A 16,643-nucleotide genomic window follows, 5' to 3' on the forward strand; every position below is an offset into this window, starting at 1 on the left:
CGCTCAGATCCCTTCCCGGACGATCAGCACGGCCGTGCTCCGGCCGGAGTCGTACTGCTTGAGGAACGCCTCCGCGGAGTCCTCGGGGTGCTCGTTGTCCAGCACGGTCCAGGGGATCCCGAACACGTCGAGCAGCCGGGTGAGTTCCCGTCCGATGACGTCGTGCTCCACGGCGTCGTTGCCGTCGTGGCCGCGCCAGCTCACCACGATCGGCAGATGCACGTCGTAGATGAGGTTGAACGAGGTCAGGACGTTGAGCGAGTAGCCGAGGCCGGAGTTCTGCATGAGGACGACGGGCCTGGCTCCCGCCACGGCGAGACCGGAGGCGACGCCCAGGGCGCTGTCCTCACGTGGCGCGGGAATGTACGCGGCCGGACATCCGGGGTCCTCCAGCAACCGGAAGAACCCCTTGAGCAGGGAACACGGTACGCCGGTGAAGTGCGAATGTCCCCGGTTCAATAAGGCGTTGAGCAAGGTTTCCGCGACGCTGGCCCCGGTTCCTGCTGTCAACGAAGGTGCAGGCAGCACGCATGACCTTTCTTTTGCGAAGCACGGACGTGATCACGCCCGGCGAGGAGCGTCTCCGTGCCCCCCGGCGGTGTGGATGGTGCATGACGCACGGGTGAATGCGCAATGACCTTCCGGAATACGGACAGGGGAATTTTGTCGAGGTTCTTTATCGGTCGCTTCTGCGAATGGGATGGCCGAATTTCGATGTTTGGCGTGATTGCGGTGCCTGGACTGCGCAGGGTCCGGTGCGGGTCGGGGACCGGACGCGGGAGCCGCTTCAAGAGACCCTCCGACCTGCACGTTCTCGGTCGTCTCGGGGCCGGCCGAGGGCGTGGTGGAGGTCAGAAACCGGTTGCTCGTGGAGCGGATTCGAGTCAAAGCAGAGGCGGGTTTCCGGGTGCGGTACCGGGCGCCGAGTGCCTATCGGATTGCGGGATGTGTAGGTGCAATCCGGGCGCTCGGGATGGGCGTCCTGGCCGATCTGTCTGTATCGCGCACCTTCCGCAGGGCGTAGAAAGAGCGGTCACAGAGTGGCTGGATTGCGGTAGGCCGGGGCTATTCCCCGCCGTGTACAGTCGCCGCCATTGACGTGCGGATGCCTCCGGAAGGGGGCCCCGGGGATTCCGGGGCGGAGGCGGCTCGTCGAAGAGCGTCGACAGCCGGATCCGGTTTGTTTCGATGCACCACCCCACACAGCGCCGTGCGCGGGTGTCGTCCCTTCGCCCTTTCCGGCGTCTCTTCTTTTTCTTTTCGGTTCTTTTCGACATGCAACGGGGATGATTCATGCGTGCCGCAGAACAAGACAGCGGTATCGGCTTTGCCGATGACGAAGCACAGGCGGCGGTCGAGGCGGCCGAGGGAATCATCGACGAGGCTTCGGGGAACGACATCGACGGTGTCTTCGGCCAGGCGTGGTCGGACGACCGGGTGGCGCACCTGCTGGAGCGGCTCGCCTCGGACTTCGTGCTCGACAACACCTACCGGGAACAGCACCTGAGCCTCACGGCCAGCGAGAACTACCCGAGCAGGCTCGTCCGGATGCTCGGCAGCGGACTGCAGGGCGGCTTCTACGAGTTCGCCCCGCCGTACCCGGCCGAGGCCGGCGAGTGGGCCTTCCCGGACTCCGGCGCGAACGCGTCCCTGGTGGGGAAGCTGACCGGGATCGGCCGGCAGCTCTTCGAGGCGGCCACCTTCGACTGGCGGCCCAACGGCGGCTCGGTCGCCGAGCAGGCCGTACTGCTGGGCACCTGCGGGCGCGGTGACGGCTTCGTGCACTTCGCGCACAAGGACGGCGGGCACTTCGCCCTGGAGTCGCTGGCCGCCGCGGCCGGCGTCAACACGTACCACCTGCCGATGGTCGACCGGACCCTGCTCATCGACGTGGACCGGCTGGCCACGCTGTGCGCCGAGCACCCCGAGATCAAACTCGTCATCCTCGACCAGTCGTTCAAACTGCGCTGGCAGCCGCTCGCCCAGATCAGGGCCGCGCTGCCCGAGGGCGTCTTCCTCGCCTACGACGCCAGCCACGACGGCGCCCTGATCGCGGGCGGGGCGCTGCCGCAGCCGACGCTGCTCGGCGCGGACGCGGTGCACGGCAACACCCACAAGACCATCGCCGGGCCGCAGAAGGCGTACATCGCCTTCCGGGACGCGGACCACCCGAAGCTCAGGGCGGTGTCGGACTGGGTCTGCCCGCAGATGCAGAGCAACTCGCACGCCGAGCTGATCGCACCCATGTACGTGGCGCTGTCCGAGATCGCCCTCTACGGCCATGACTACGCGCGTCAGATCCTCGCCAACGCCAAGGCACTCGCGCACGCCCTGCACGAGGAGGGGGTGCGGGTCTCCGGGGAGTCGTTCGGGTTCACCGAGACCCACCAGGTGCACGTCATCACCGGGTCGGCCGCCGACGCGCTGCGGCTGTCCCTGGGCGACCTGGCGCACGCCGGCATCCGCACGACCAACATCGAGGTGCCCGGGGCCAACGGGCTGCACGGCCTCAGGCTCGGCGTCCAGGCGATGACCAGGCGCGGGCTGCGCGAGGCGGAGATGCGCGAGGTGGCCCGGCTGGTGGCCAAGGTCGTGCTGCGCCGCGCCGAGCCCACGGCGGTCCGCGCCGAGGTCGCCGACCTGCTCCGCCACCACACCCTGGACCGGCTCGCCTACTCCTTCGACGCCTACGTCGACTCCCCGGCCGCGGCCCGCCTCCTGGGCGAGGTGTTCCGATGAGCAGCACGGCGCCTCCGGCGAACACGGCGCCTTCGGTGAGCACGGCGCCTTCGGTGAGCACGGCGCCTTCGGTGAGCACGGCGCCTTCGGTGAGCACGGCGCCTTCGGCGAACACGGCGCCTCCGGCGAGCACGGCGCCTCCGGCGAGCACGGCGCCTCCGGTGAGCACCGCGGGTCCGGTGAGCACCGCGGGTCCGGCGAACACGGCGCCTCCGGTGAACAGGAGCACCCGGCCCCCGTTGCCGCCCGGCGTGCTGCGCGCTGTCGTGAGGCCGCGCAGCGCCGACGTGCCGCACGCCGTGATCAGCGCGGAGGTCTGGCACACCGAGTGGGCCCGGCCGCTCCTGGAACGGCTCGAGCTGCGGACGGTCATCGCCGACGAGCGGCTGTCCTGCGAGCGCGTGCTCGACACGCTCGCCGCCCAGTCCGTGGCGTTCGTCTGCGAGGAACTCCCGGTCAGCGGCCTGGCCGCGATGACCTGGGCGGCTCGCCGCACCGAGGCGCTGCGGCGCGACGACCCGCTGCTCGGCGTGGTCTTCATGGTCGAGGACCCCCGGGCCCTGGACCCGCGCGCCCTCGGCCCGCTGGTGCGCACGCTCTCGCCCGGCGACACGGACCTGCCCGACTTCCTCGCCGAAGTGCAGCGCGTACGGCACGAGTTCCACTGGGAGCTGCGCAACCGGCGCCCCGTCACACCACCGGCCCGGGAAGCGGTGGCGCCCCTCGCCCGGTGGACCGGGACCGTGCCGAACTTCAACGTGAAGCACCCCTCCATGCTGCTGCCGTACGCCCTGCTCTCGGCGCGCACGCGGCGGGAGGTGTACTGCGAGATCTCGCCGCAGGAAGCCCTGCTGTTCGTCGCGGACAGCGTCGGCCGCGGCGGCCCGGCCGCCGCCGTCGCCGGGGTGTTCAGCACGCTCCGGCAGGACGTCGACCGGCTCAACACCGCGCTCGGCTCGCGGCTGCGGCTGCACCTCGACCACGCCGACGACCACGAGGTGATCCAGGCCGCCTGCGAGGCCGGGTTCGACTCCGTCATGGTCGACGGGTCCGGCCGCACGCTGCACCAGAACGTCCTCTTCACCAACGCCGCCACCGAACTGGCCCGCCGCTACGGCGTCCTCGTCGAGGGCGAGATCGGCTCCATCGACGGGGCCGGGCTGCGCAAGTGGAACAAGACGACCCTGAGCGACTTCACCCGGTTCGTCGAGGACACGGACCTCGACCTGGTGGGGGCCCACGTGGGCCAGTTCCACAGCTTCGACTACGGCTTCGCCGCCACCCGCCGGTCGCTGGCCGAGGTCGGTCTGATGGACGACCGCGCCACCGGCGACGACCTGCACGCCTTCGCCGAGGCCTGCGCGCGCGTAGAGAAGGACCTCACGGACTCCGGGCTGCCCGGCTACTCGGCCGAGCACCGGCTGGTGGCCGCGCTGGCCCGCCGGGCCACGACGGAAGCGACGAGGGAAGCCACGAGGGAAGCGAAGACGGAAGCGACGGCGGAAGCCACGGCGGAAGGGGCCGGTCCGGACGCCGGGCCGCGCCTCGACGCCGTGTTCCGCGAGGCCCGGGCCCGTGTCCCCGTGTTCCAGCGGCCGCTGCTCGACGCCCTGGAGAGGGAGTGGCTCGAGCGCCGGCTGGCCAAGGTCCGGCGCAAGACCGAACTGTGGGACGAGGTCTTCGCCACCGAACCCGCGCGCGAACACCGGTACGCGGCGATCGACCACGGACTCGTCCGTACCCTCACAGGCGTCCTCCGCGGCACCGGCCGTGCCCTGGTCGTGCACGGCGGCAGTTCGATCTCCCGGGTCGACCTCGCGTCCCTGCCGGCGCACGGGGTCGCCCGGGTGAACTTCGGCAGCGGGGTCTACGCCGACTACCTGGAGGCGCTCCGCGCGCATCTCCCCGTCGACCTCACCCCGGGGCCCGATGCGCCGACGGGGGACGGGACGTGGAAGCACGTACGGCGCATGTCGTACCTTGCGGAGGCGACGCGTGACTGGCGGTCCTGGACCGACGCGCCGCCGTCCTTCGTCGACACCTTCGTCAGCCGGCTGGAGCGGTGCTACTTCGCCCCGCTCCGTGGCCGCACGCCCGCCGAGGCCCCGGGAGGCCGCAGTTGAGTCCCTTCGAGCAGATCCTCGACCTCCTCGACCGGGAGAAGGCCACGTACCGCGTGGTCGAGCACCCGGCCGAAGGACGCTCCGAGGAGGTGTCCGCGGTGCGCGGCACGACCGTGTCGCAGGGCGCGAAGGCGCTCGTGTGCCGGGTGAAGGGGATCGAGTCCCCGGCGGTGCTGGCCGTGCTGGCGGGGGACCGGCGCGCGGACCTGAAGAAGGTCGTCGCCGCGGTCGAGGGCAAGAAGGGCGGGTTCGCCCCGTCCGAACTGGCCGAGCAGCTCACCGGCTGCGTGGTCGGCGCCATCCCGCCGCTGTCGCTGTCCGGCACGCTGCCCGTCGTGGTGGACGAGGAGTTCCTCGCGGCCCACGAGGAGATCGCCTTCAACGCGGGGCGGCTGGACCGGTCGGTGGTCATGGCCACGGAGGACTACGTCCGGATCGTGGCGCCCGCAGTGGCGCCCATCGCGGCGCCGGCGGTCCCGGCCGCCGCGGAGTAGCGACCGGCACACAGCGGAGTAGAGACCCACACAAGGGACCGACACGAGTCAAGGGGGGTGCGTCGGCTTGCGCGTGCGCATCGGGGCACAGTTCGTCGCGCTGGCCTGCGCGTGGGGCTCCAGTTTCCTGTTCATCAAGGTCGCGCTGGAGGGGATGACGCCCGCTCAGGTCGTCTGGGGCCGGCTGGTGCTGGGCGCGCTGGCGCTCTGCGTGGTCATGGCGGTGACCCGCAGCAGGATCCCCCGGGATCCCGGCCTGTGGCTGCGGCTGTCCGTCGTGTCCGTGCTGCTGTGCGTCGTGCCGTTCCTGCTCTTCTCCTGGGCCGAGCAGCACATCGACTCCGGCATGGCGAGCATCCTCAACGCCACCACCCCGCTGCTCACGCTCGCGGTCGGCGCGGTCGCCCTGGCGAACGAGCGGCTCGACAAGCGCCGTACGGCGGGACTGCTCGCCGGGTTCGCGGGGGTCCTGGTGCTGATCGGCCCGGCGGGCCTGGCCGGCGGCGGCGGGCACCTCCTGGCCGAGCTGGCCTGTCTGGGCGCCACCGCCTGTTACGGCGTCGCCTTCGTCTGCCTGCGCCGGTTCGTCACCCCGTACGGGCTGCCCGCCGTCAGCGTCGCCTTCGTGCAGGTCACCATCGGCGCGCTCATCATGCTGGCCGCCACCCCCTGGCTGGCGGCGCCGGCGCCCCGCGTCGACACGCCGATCGCGCTGAGCATGCTGGCGCTGGGTGCCCTGAGCACCGGCCTCGCCTACCTGTGGAACAACAACATCGTCCAGGCGTGGGGCGCGGTGAACGCCGCCGCGGTCACCTATCTCACCCCGGTCGTCGGAGTCACGGCGGGTGTGCTCCTGCTGGGGGAGCGGCTGACGTGGAACCAGCCGCTCGGGGCGGTACTGGTCATCGCCGGGATCATGGCGGCCCACGGCACACTGCCCCGCCCGGCCCGACGACCGGCCACCGCCCCACAGCAGGCGCCCGTCGCCCCCGTGGAGGAACGCGCGGCCCGCTGAGAACCCGGTGCGTGGCGGTTCGCCCGGACGGCGTAGACGCGCCGCGGTCCGACAGGCGTACTTAAGGGGTCCTTATCGTGAACGGATAGCATCGCCCGTCGGCCCGTCAGCTGCCGACCGGGATGAGGTGAGGACATGGGGGCGCCCAGGATCGCCGTCGCCGTGGTCACGATGGGCAACCGGCCCGACGAGGTCGACGCGCTGCTGCGGTCGGTGGCCAAGCAGGACGTGCCGCCCGAGCGGATCGTGATCGTCGGCAACGGCTGCCCGCTGCCCGAGTTCGCCCGGCGGCTGTCGCTGCCCGGCGAGGTCACCGCCATCGAGCTCGACGAGAACCTCGGCTGCCCCGGCGGGCGGAACGCGGCCCTGGCGCGGCTGCGGGAGTTCGGCGACATCGACGTCGTGGTGGACCTGGACGACGACGGTCTGCTCGTCGACGCCGATGTGCTGCGCCGCGTCCGGGACCTCTACGCCGCCGACGACCGGCTCGGCATCGTCGGCTTCCGCATCGCCGACGAACTGGGCGAGACCCAGCAGCGGCACGTGCCCCGGATCGGCAACTCCGACCCCCAGCGGGGCGGATACGTCACCGGGTTCCTCGGCGGCGGGCACGCGCTGCGCATGGCGATGCTCGACCAGATCGGCGACTGGCCCGCCGAGTTCTTCTTCGCGCACGAGGAGACCGACCTGGCGTGGCGCGCGGCCGACGCGGGCTGGCGCATCCTCTACGCGCCCGAACTGCTCCTCCAGCACCCGAAGACCTCGCCCGCCCGGCACGCCATCTACTACCGCGTGAACGCCCGCAACCGGGTCTGGCTGGCCCGCCGCCGGCTGCCGCTCCCGCTCGTCCCCGTCCATCTGGGCGTCTGGGTGCTGCTCACCCTCGCGCGGAACCGGTCCGGTGCCGGGCTGCGGGCGTGGTTCGGCGGATTCGTGGAAGGGGTGCGGGAGTCGGCGGGAGAGCGGCGGCCCATGCGCTGGCGTACGGTGTGGCGGCTCACCCGGCTGGGGCGTCCGCCCGTCATCTGACGCCCGCATCTGACGTCGGGCGGCGGACGTCGCGGAAGCCGAGTGTGAGTGGGCCCCGGCCGATCACCTCCGCCGACCGGGACCCGGATCCGGCCGCGGCGGCGACACTCCCCCGAGTTGCGCGTCCAGACGCGCGCGCCGCCGGGCCAGATCCGATGTAGTGATCAGATCAGGCTTTGCCAACGGATCGCTAACATGTGGCCAACGGTTCTCCGTTGCGTCGTCTGCCGATTGGCGTGAAGTCGCCGAACCAAGGTCCGAGAAGGCCAGGGCAGCGGCGGATCCGGGCGGGGGACGCGGGGACGAAGGTGACGGAAAACCGCTGTCCAGGGACGGAAACCCGTCACGGTGGGGATGTGTCCGGGGCGGCGGCGCGGGAAGACGGGGGCGCGATGGGGGCGGCATCTCCCTGCTCGGGCAGCGACAGGGGATCCGGCGAGCGGTGCGGCCTGCGGTTCGGGCTGCTGGGACCACCGGTGCTGTACGACGACGCCCCGGGCCGGGCGGCCCGGGCCATCGGGAGCCCCAAGACGCGTGTGCTGCTGGCCGCGTTGCTGCTCGACGCCGGACGGGTCGTCTCCGTCGAGTCGCTCAAGGACGCGCTGTGGGGAGGGGCGCCTCCCGTGTCCGCCCAGGCCTCGCTGCACAACCACGTGGCCCGGCTGCGGCGGCTGCTGGGGGACCCCGAGCGGCTGCGGACCGTGCCGTCCGGGTACGTGCTGCGCGTCGACGAGGGCGAGTTGGACGTCCATGTGTTCGACGCCCATGTGGCTGCGGCACGTGCCGCGCACGCCGGCCGGGACTGGGAGCGGGTCGTCGCGGAGTGCGGGGCCGCGCTCGCCCTGTGGCGGGGCGCGCCGCTCGCCGGGCTGCCGCCCGAGGTGGGCGGCTACGCCTTCGCGCGGCGGCTGCGCGAGGCACGGCTGCTGCTCCTGGAGTGGCGCTACGACGCCGAGTTGGCGCTGGGCGGGCCCCGGCTGGACGGGCTGGTGCCGGAGCTTGCGGCGCTGACCGGCGAGTACCCACTGCGGGAGGCGTACCACCGGCAGCTGATGCTCGCCCTGCACCGCACGGGCCGCCGGGCCGAGGCCCTCGCGGTCCACCGCGACCTGCGCACCCGCCTGATCGACGAACTCGGCATCGAACCGGGCCCGGGCATCCGCGAGGCGCACGTGGAGGTACTGCGGGGGGCCAAGGGGGACGACGGCGGTTCGGGAGGACCGGGGGAGGAGGAACGCGGTTCCGGGCCGCCCATCGGTCCGGGCGACCCCGGCTCCCGTCCGTCTGCGGGGGCGGGCCCGAGTTCCCCTGGCTCCCGTCCGTCTGCGGGTGCGGGCCCGAGTTCCCCTGGCTCCCGTCCGTCTGCGGGTGCGGGCCCGAGTTCCCCTGGCTCCCGTCCGTCTGCGGGTGCGGGCCCGAGTTCCCCTGGCTCCCGTCCGTCTGCGGGTGCGGGCCCGAGTTCCCCTGGCTCCCGTCCGTCTGCGGGTGCGGGTCCGAGTTCCCCTGGCTCCCGTCCGTCTGCGGGTGCGGGTCCGAGTTCCCCTGGCTCCCGTCCGTCTGCGGGTGCGGGTCCGAGTTCCCCTGGCTCCCGTCCGTCTGCGGGTGCGGGTCCGAGTTCCCCTGGCTCCCGTCCGTCTGCGGGTGCGGGTCCGAGTTCCCCTGGCTCCCGTCCGTCTGCGGGTGCGGGCCCGAGTTCCCCTGGCCCCTGTCCGTCTGCGGGTGCGGGTCCGAGTTCCCCTGGCTCCCGTCCGTCTGCGGGTGCGGGTCCGAGTTCCCCTGGCTCCCGTCCGTCTGCGGGTGCGGGTCCGAGTTCCCCTGGCTCCCGTCCGTCTGCGGGTGCGGGTCCGAGTTCCCCTGGCTCCCGTCCGTCTGCGGGGGCGGGCCCGAGTTCCCCTGGCTCCCGTCCGTCTGCGGGTGCGGACCCGGATGCCTCCAATTCCCAGGCACCTGCGGCCTGAGCCCGAGCGCCCCCACCCCCACGCACCCCCGCCCCCGGCCCCCAGACCCCCGGCGCCCAGAGGCCCGCACGCACCCCGCCCGCCCCCCCACCGCCAGGCTCCTCCCCGCACAACTCCCCCCACCCCCGGCCCACTTCACCGGGCGTGCCGCCGAGCGCGAGGCCCTGGGCCGGGCGCTCACCGCACTCGGTCCGCACCCCACCGCGGTCGTCAGCGGTATGCCCGGTGTCGGCAAGAGCGCCCTCGCGCTGCACGTCGCGCACGCGCTGGCGGAACGTTTCCCCGACGGGCAGCTCTACCTCAACCTGCACGGCGCGACCCCCGGCATGACCCCCCTCACCCCGGGCCAGGCACTCACCGCCCTGCTGCGCGACCTCGGCACCGAACCCGGACGTATCCCCGAACTGCCCGACGCGGCCGCCGCGTTGCTGCGCTCCCTGCTCGCTCCGACCCGCACGCTCCTGGTGCTGGACGACGCCGCGAGCGCCGCCCAGGTACGACCGCTGCTGCCCGGCGGAGCCGGCTGCGCGGTGATCGTCACCAGCCGTTCACCGCTCACCGCCCTCGACGGCGTCGCCCGCTTCCCGCTCGCCCCGCTGTCGGACGACGAGAGCGCCGACCTCCTGCGCGCGGCCTCGGGCCGTGCCGGCCTGGACGGTTCGGACGCCGCCCGGCTCCTCGTCGAACTGACCGGCCGCCTGCCCCTGGCCCTGCGCGTCGTGGCCGCCCGGCTGGCCGCCCGGCAGGCCCTCGCCCCGGACGTCCTGGTCGGTCAACTGGCCGCCGCGGACGACCGGTTGCGACACCTGGAGTACGACGACCTGAGCGTCCGCCGCTCCCTGGCCGTCGCGCAGGACGCGCTCGCGGCCTCCGAGCGCGAGGCCGACCGGGACGCGGCGCTCACCCTGCGCCGCATCGGCGCGCTCGACCTGCCCACGTACGGCGCCCCCCTGCTCGCCCGCCTCACCGGCACCGGCGAGACGCGCACCGAGGCCGCCCTGGACCGGCTCGTCGACGTGGCCCTGCTGGAGGAGACCGCGTACGGCCGCTACGCCCCGCACGACCTGGTGCGCGCCTTCGCCCGCGAGCGGGCGAAGGAACGGGAGACGGACCCCACCGACCCCACCGACACCACCGACGCCGCAGACACCACCGACGCCACCGACACCGCCCTGCGCTGGTACGCCGCCGTCGCCGAGCGCGCCCTCGCCGCCATCCTCGGCCCCGGCCCCGACCAGGACGACCGCCGCCGCCCCACCGCCGCCCGGCCCGCCGCCGGCCATCCGGCACACGACGACGAGGTCGCCCCCTTCGACACCCCCGAGGCGGCCTTCGCCTGGGGCGACCGGGAACTGGCGAACATCGTCACCCTGGTCGAGCGGCACGCGGACGATCCGTGCGGCCGGCGCGCGGCCCTGGTCTCCGCGCTGGTCCGGCTGGTCTTCCCCTACGCGCACCGCCGGGGCCGCGTCCCCGAGATGGAGGTGCTCGGCCGGGTGGGCCTCCGGGTCGCGCGGCGGCTCGGTGACGCCGCGGCGGAGGCGTACGCGCTGGTCGACCTCGCGGGGCTGCACTTCCTGACCGGCCGCCAGACGGAAGCCCTCTCCCTCAACGACCGCGCGCTGGACCTCTGGCGGCGGCTGGACCACCCGTCCTGGATCCGGCGCTGCCTCAACAACCGCGGCCTGCTGCTGGAGGGGCTCGGCCGGCACGCCGAGGCGGGGGAGGCGCTGACGCGGAGCCTGGAGTACGCGCGGCGGCTGGGCGATCCGTACGGCGAGGCCGTCACCCACAGCCACCTCGGCAACCTCTACGAGCACACCGACCCGCGGGCCGCCATCGAGCAGCACCGGCTCTCGCTCGCGCTCGGGGAGGAGATCGGCGCCGTGATCGTGCGCCACTCGGCGCACTGCAACATCGGCTACGCCCATCTGCGGCTCGGGGAACCGGACGCCGCCCTCCCGCACTTCGAGGAGAGCCTGCGCATCCTCGGCGGTCAGGGCGACTGGCACGGCGAGTCCCAGACCCGGCTCGGTCTGGTCCGCGCCCTGCGGCTGCTGGGCCGCACCGGGCGGGCCGCCCGCGAGTGCGCCGAGCTGCTGGGCCGGGCCGAGGCCCGCGCCGACCGCTACACCGCCGGTCTCGCCCGCCACCAGAACGGGCTGCTGCTGCGCGAGCGGGGGCGTCCCGGCGAGGCGCGCGAGGAGTGGGGCAGGGCGCTCGCGGCGCTGGAGGGGACGGACGAGCACGCGGTGGTCGCGGAACTCCGCGCGCTGCTGGCCGCCGAGGGATGACTACTTGGCGTCCGCATAGCACTCCACCACCGCCGTCGTGAAGGGGAACCGCACCGGCGTCTCCCCGAAGGTCAGCCGCCCGGCCAGGTCCGCCGCCTCGCGGATCGCCGCCACGACCGTCCCGGTCTCCTCCTCGGGGCAGTGCACGATCACCTCGTCGTGCTGGAAGAAGACCAGCTCGGCCGCGAGGTCCGCGCAGGTCCTGCGCAGTGCGGCGAGCAGCAGCAGGGCCCAGTCGGCGGCGCTGCCCTGGACGACGAAGTTCCGGGCGAAGCGGCCCCGGGCGCGGGCGTTGGTGGAGGCGTAGCCGGGCACCCACTGCTGCGGGTCGTCCTCGGCGAGGGGGATGCCCGCCTCCTCCGTGCCCTCGTCGGCCGCCCGGACCGCCGGGGGACACGTGCGGCCCAGCCAGGTCCGCACCAGGCGGCCCTCCTCCCCGGCCCGCGCCGCCTCGTCGACGTACGCCACCGCCCGGGGAAAGCGGCGCCGGAGCGCGGCGAGGTTCTTCAGGCCGTCACCGGAGGTCTGCCCGTAGACCGCGCCGAGCACGGCGAGTTTGGCCTGGTCGCGGTCGCCGGAGAAGGCCCGGTCGGACACCGACTGGTACAGGTCGCTCTCCCGGCCGGCCACCTCCATCAGCCCCGGGTCGCGCGAGATGGCGGCCAGGACGCGCGGTTCCATCTGGTCGGCGTCGGCGACGACGAGCCGCCAGCCGGGGTCGGCGACCACCGCCCGCCGGATCACCTTGGGGATCTGCAGCCCGCCCCCGCCGTTGGTCACCCAGCGCCCGGTGACCGTCCCGCCCGCGAGGAACTCGGGTCTGAACCGGCCGTCGCGCACCCAGTCCTGGAGCCAGGACCAGCCGTGGGCGACCCAGATGCGGTACAGCTTCTTGTACTCGATCAGGGGCTTCACGGCCGGGTGGTCGACGGACTCGATCTCCCAGCGGCGGGTGGAGGAGACCTTGACGCCGGCCTGCGCGAAGGCCTTGATCACGTCGGCGGGCAGGTCGGGGCGGACGCGTCTGCCGAACGCGGCGGACACCTCGTCGGCCAGCTCGGCCAGGCGGCGGGGCTCGCCGCCGCCCGCGTACCGCTCGCCCAGCAGGTCGTGCAGCACGGCCCGGTGCACCTCGGCGCTCCAGGGCAGCCCGGAGCGGTTCATCTCGGCGGCCACCAGCATGCCCGCCGACTCGGCGGCCGTCAGCAGGCGCATGCGGTCGGGGTGCTCGGCCCGTTCGTGCCGCCGCTGCTGCTCGGCGTAGACCGCGAGGAGGTCCGGCAGGGGCAGCGGGACGCCCTGCGGCTCGAACAGGGAGGACTGGGAGCCCGGTTCGGCGGAGCGCGGCGGCGGATCGGGCGGTACGGGGCCGCCGCGCAGCCGGGCCAGGGCGGCCGCGGCCGAGCGGGGTTCCCCGTACCGCCCCTCGTGGCCGAGGAGGAGTGTCTCGGCGGCCTCGATGTCGTAGCACCGCTCGACTCGCACCCCCGTGGCGAGCAGACGCGGGTAGACCTCGGCGGTGGACCGCCACACCCACCGCGTGACGCCGGGACGGCTCCGCACGGCCTCGGCGGGATCCGCCTCCCGCCGCACCGGCCCGGCGGGCAGCCCGTCCGGACCGAGGGGGGCGACGTCCACGCCACCGTCCTCGGCCGGAGCGAGTGCCCACCGGTCGGTCATGCCGCGAGTGTGCCAGGGGGGTCTGACAACGCGTCCCCGCTGCGCGGTCCGCGGTCAGGACGCGTCCGGCACGTCCTTCTGCGCCTGCGTGATCTTCACCAGCGCCTCGGCCACGTACCGCTCGGTCCGCTCCTTGCCGATGCCGAGTCCGCTGAGGACGCCCTCGCCGTTCTCGTGCTCCAGCAGGGCGAGCAGGATGTGCTCGGTGCCGATGTAGTTGTGGCCCAGGCGCAGGGCCTCGCGGAAGGTGAGTTCCAGGACCTTCTTGGCGGCCTGGCCGTACGGCACGAGCTCCGGGGCCTCCTCGACGGCGGGCGGCAGTGCGGCGGTCGCCGCCGCGCGGACCGCGTCGAGCGAGACGCCCTGCTCGACGATCGCCTTCGCGGCGAGACCGTCGGGCTCGGCCAGCAGGCCGAGGACGAGGTGCTCGGGCACGCCCTCGGCGTTGCGCGCGGTCTTGGCCGCGTTGTGCGCCGCCATCACCGTGTTGCGGGCGCGGGGCGTGTAGCGGTTGAAGCCCTGGCTCGGGTCCAGGTCGGCCGACTCCTTCGGCACGAACCGCTTCTGCGCGGCCTGCCGGGTGACCCCCATGCTCTTGCCGATGTCCGTCCAGGAGGCGCCCGAACGCCGGGCCTGGTCGACGAAGTGGCCGATCAGGTGGTCGGCCACCTCGCCGAGGTGATCGGCGGCGAGTACCGCGTCCTGGAGCTGTTCGAGGGGTTCCTGGTGAACCTTCTTGATCGCCGCGATGAGGTCGTCGAGGCGCACGGATGACGTGATGGTGGGGTTCGTCGTCATGCTGTCAACCGTAGGTTGCGCCCCCAAGGGTGTCAACCGCGAGTTGACATCCATCCGGTCTGACCCTGGACATGGCGACGGTCCACGAACTGCGGCAGGCGCAGCGTCGGCAGCGCCGTGAACAGGGCGAGGTCATGGGCACCACCCCCACGGTGACGGCGTGGCACCATCGGCCCGTGAGTACGTCCACCACCGTCGACCGCGCGTTCGAAGCGGCCCTGTACGAGACCGGCGAGACGGCCCTCGACACCGGCGCGTCCCTGCTCGCCTCCGACCCGGCGGCCGACGCCGAACTGGTCCGGCGCGGGGAGGAGTTCGTGGCCGCGGCCTGGCGGCGCGGCTGGCAGCCGGCCGACGTCGTACGGATCGTCCGGCGCGAGCTGGACGACGTCCACGCGCTCCTCGCGGCGGAGCTGATCCGCGCGCAGGCGCCGCACGACCGGCCCCGTGGCCGCCGCTGGAGCGCTCAGCTCGCCGAGCTCCCCGCCGGCGCCCCGCCCCGCGCCGACCGCTTCTCCCACGCCACGGCCGTACTGGAGCTGTACCGCCTGCTGCTGCGCCTGCCCGCGCTGGAATCCCTCGACGAGGCGTCCGGGGAGGCGAGGCCCGAGTCCCGCATGCTCACCCGCATCCGCGCCCTGCTCGCCAAGGCGGAGGCGACCGGGTTCCCCGAGGAGGCGGAGGCGCTGAGCGCCAAGGCGCAGGAGCTGATGGCCCGGCACAGCGTCGACGAGGCGCTGCTCGCGGCCCGGGCGCCCTCGCCCGACACGCCCGGGGCCTGCCGGATCGGGGTCGAGCCGCCGTACGAGCAGGCCAAGGCGGTGCTGCTGGACGCGGTCGCCACCGCCAACCACTGCCGGGCGGTGTGGAACGAGCCCCTCGGCTTCTCCACCGTCGTCGGCTTCGAAACCGACCTGGAGGCCGTCGAACTCCTCCACACCTCACTCCTGGTGCAGGCCACGACCGCGATGACGAAGGCGGAGGCGGCCCAGCGCGCGGGGGGACGCAAGCGCACCAAGGCGTTCCGGCAGGCTTTCCTCGCGGCCTACGCCCACCGCGTCGGCACCCGCCTGGCGGCCGCCGCCGAGAGCCAGGTGTCCGACGACCTGCTCCCGGTCCTCGCCTCCCGCGAACTCGCCGTCACGGGACGGCTGGACCGCATGTTCCCGGAGACGACCACCACCCGCCTGCGCGGCGTGCGCGACGAGGCGGGCTGGACGGAGGGCGCGCAGGCGGCGGACCGGGCCCGGCTGAGGCACCGGCCGCCGCTGCGCTGAGCGGCCGTCAGTCGCCGGCGGACTCGAAGCCGCTCACCGTGGCCCGCGCCCGGCCGCCGTCGTCCGGCCGGGCGACCGGGCCGTAGGACCACTTGAGTTCGTGCGCGTCCTTGGGGGCACCGGGCAGGGTGAAGGACGCCGCGTGCACGACGAGGCTCTTCGCGGGGTCGGCCTCACCGCGGACGTAGGTGATCGTGAAGGACGTGGTGGCCCCCTTCCCGAGGGTGAGCGGCTGGGCCTGGGCGCCTTCCTCCGGGAGCACGTCGGTGGTGCTGCTCTCGGCCAGGAGGTCCACGGCCGGGAAGCCCTTCAGGGTGCACTCCGCGCCCTTGTTGGTCAGCGTCACGGTGACGGTGCCGGTGTCCCCGGCGGCCGGGGCGGCGCCGGCCCCGACCTCGACGCCCAGGCCGGACAGTGCGCAGGCCGAGCCGTTACCGGGATCCGCGTTCTTCGCGTCGTCGCCTGAGGCGCCTGAGCTGCCGGAGCCGCCGTCGTCGCAGGCGGTGAGCAGGAGGGTCGCGGCGAGGGCGGCGGCCAGGGTGAGGGGCAAGGTGCGCATGGAGTCCTCTGGGCGTGGTGAACGTGGGCGGTTCAGGTCTCTGGATCATCACGCACCCGGATGCCGCACGGGCACGCACCCCCGGCGAATCCCCCGAACGCCGGACGGGCCGCGGCGCCCGAAGGCGCTCCACGGCCCGTCCGCGCGGATCGAGGTCCTGCTATCCGAGGCCCGCCGTGGGCAGCCCGGTCGGCATCTTGCCGCCCTCGGCCTTCGTGTACGTCTCCGCGCCGAGCCCGCCCTCCCAGGTGACCTTCAGGCTGCTCTTGTTCACGGAGTCGACCATGCCGGTCATCCGGTCCTTGGAGCCGTCCGTGCACTTCAGGTGGATCATCCGCATGCCGGACTCCTCGCCCGCGGTGCCGCTGCACACGCTCCCGCCGGTGGCGAACAGCGCGGCCTTGCTGCCGGTGATCACCAGCGCCACGGCCTTGCCGTCGGTCGTCGCGAGCCAGCTGCCCGCCAGCTCGTCGGAGGCGGCCCCGCCGGAACCGGACCCGGAGTCCGAGCCGGAGTCCGAGCCGCCGGTTCCGGCGGACGCCGTGGCCGAGGGGCTGGGGGACGCCGAGTCGTCCCCGGAGCCGCTGTCACCGCTGCACGCCGTCAGCGTCAGCGCGCCCACCAGCCCCGCGGCCACCGCCGCGACGCGCACGCCGCCGGAGCGGCGCCAGACCATC

12 protein-coding genes and 1 pseudogene are annotated in these 16,643 nt (G+C 73.7%); 8 read left to right on the top strand and 5 right to left on the bottom strand.

Annotation, left to right across the window (positions count from 1 at the left end; all coding sequences use genetic code 11):
* Positions 1-3: 3 nt before the first annotated feature.
* Positions 4-528, bottom strand: coding sequence for a thiamine pyrophosphate-binding protein (locus tag C1703_RS22185; RefSeq protein WP_114254530.1), 525 nt, complete (start codon positions 526-528; stop codon positions 4-6).
* A gap of 765 nt (positions 529-1,293) precedes the next feature.
* On the opposite strand from C1703_RS22185, the gene C1703_RS22190 reads away from it, so the two are divergent.
* The 7 genes and pseudogenes from C1703_RS22190 (at position 1,294) to C1703_RS22220 (ending at position 11,652) form a co-directional block, all read left to right on the top strand.
* Entirely contained in the window at positions 1,294-2,739 is a 1,446-nt protein-coding gene (locus C1703_RS22190; RefSeq protein WP_114254531.1) for a hypothetical protein, read from the top strand.
* 215 nt (positions 2,740-2,954) lie between these two features.
* Positions 2,955-4,862 carry a class II fructose-bisphosphate aldolase gene (locus C1703_RS22195; RefSeq protein ID WP_157993154.1) on the top strand — a complete coding sequence of 636 codons (1,908 nt, stop codon included), beginning with the start codon at positions 2,955-2,957 and terminating at the stop codon, positions 4,860-4,862.
* Entirely contained in the window at positions 4,859-5,356 is a 498-nt protein-coding gene (locus tag C1703_RS22200; RefSeq protein ID WP_114254533.1) for a YbaK/EbsC family protein, read from the top strand. The genes C1703_RS22195 and C1703_RS22200 overlap by 4 nt, the downstream gene beginning before the upstream one ends.
* A 73-nt stretch (positions 5,357-5,429) precedes the next feature.
* The gene (locus tag C1703_RS22205; RefSeq protein WP_232840773.1) at positions 5,430-6,371 is read left to right on the top strand and encodes an EamA family transporter; all 942 of its coding nucleotides are present in this window, start codon (positions 5,430-5,432) and stop codon (positions 6,369-6,371) included.
* A 135-nt stretch (positions 6,372-6,506) separates the two neighbouring features.
* A complete protein-coding gene (locus C1703_RS22210; RefSeq protein ID WP_114254535.1) occupies positions 6,507-7,400 on the top strand; it encodes a glycosyltransferase in 894 nt (297 codons plus the stop codon).
* Between the two features lie 392 nt (positions 7,401-7,792).
* Positions 7,793-8,587, top strand: a pseudogene (locus C1703_RS22215) (AfsR/SARP family transcriptional regulator); the annotation flags it as partial.
* A 989-nt stretch (positions 8,588-9,576) separates the two neighbouring features.
* On the top strand, positions 9,577-11,652 hold the full coding sequence (locus tag C1703_RS22220; protein WP_343236402.1) for a tetratricopeptide repeat protein: 2,076 nt from the start codon (positions 9,577-9,579) through the stop codon (positions 11,650-11,652).
* Here the strand turns inward: C1703_RS22220 and C1703_RS22225 are convergent, their stop codons facing one another.
* Positions 11,653-13,332 carry a bifunctional 3'-5' exonuclease/DNA polymerase gene (locus tag C1703_RS22225; protein WP_114254536.1) on the bottom strand — a complete coding sequence of 560 codons (1,680 nt, stop codon included), beginning with the start codon at positions 13,330-13,332 and terminating at the stop codon, positions 11,653-11,655.
* A gap of 54 nt (positions 13,333-13,386) precedes the next feature.
* Positions 13,387-14,130 carry a Clp protease N-terminal domain-containing protein gene (locus tag C1703_RS22230; protein WP_114254537.1) on the bottom strand — a complete coding sequence of 248 codons (744 nt, stop codon included), beginning with the start codon at positions 14,128-14,130 and terminating at the stop codon, positions 13,387-13,389.
* Positions 14,131-14,264: 134 nt separating this feature from the next.
* On the opposite strand from C1703_RS22230, the gene C1703_RS22235 reads away from it, so the two are divergent.
* On the top strand, positions 14,265-15,407 hold the full coding sequence (locus C1703_RS22235; RefSeq protein WP_114257535.1) for a DUF2786 domain-containing protein: 1,143 nt from the start codon (positions 14,265-14,267) through the stop codon (positions 15,405-15,407).
* Positions 15,408-15,414: 7 nt separating this feature from the next.
* On the opposite strand, the gene C1703_RS22240 is transcribed toward C1703_RS22235, so the two are convergent.
* Both C1703_RS22240 and C1703_RS22245 read right to left on the bottom strand, forming a co-directional pair.
* The gene (locus tag C1703_RS22240) at positions 15,415-15,966 is read right to left on the bottom strand and encodes a DUF4232 domain-containing protein (protein ID WP_114254538.1); all 552 of its coding nucleotides are present in this window, start codon (positions 15,964-15,966) and stop codon (positions 15,415-15,417) included.
* A 160-nt stretch (positions 15,967-16,126) separates the two neighbouring features.
* Entirely contained in the window at positions 16,127-16,642 is a 516-nt protein-coding gene (locus tag C1703_RS22245; protein WP_114254539.1) for a hypothetical protein, read from the bottom strand.
* Between the last annotated feature and the right edge of the window lies 1 nt (position 16,643).

Origin of the sequence: Streptomyces sp. Go-475 (assembly GCF_003330845.1) — a bacterium.
Classification (GTDB): Bacteria; Actinomycetota; Actinomycetes; order Streptomycetales; family Streptomycetaceae; genus Streptomyces.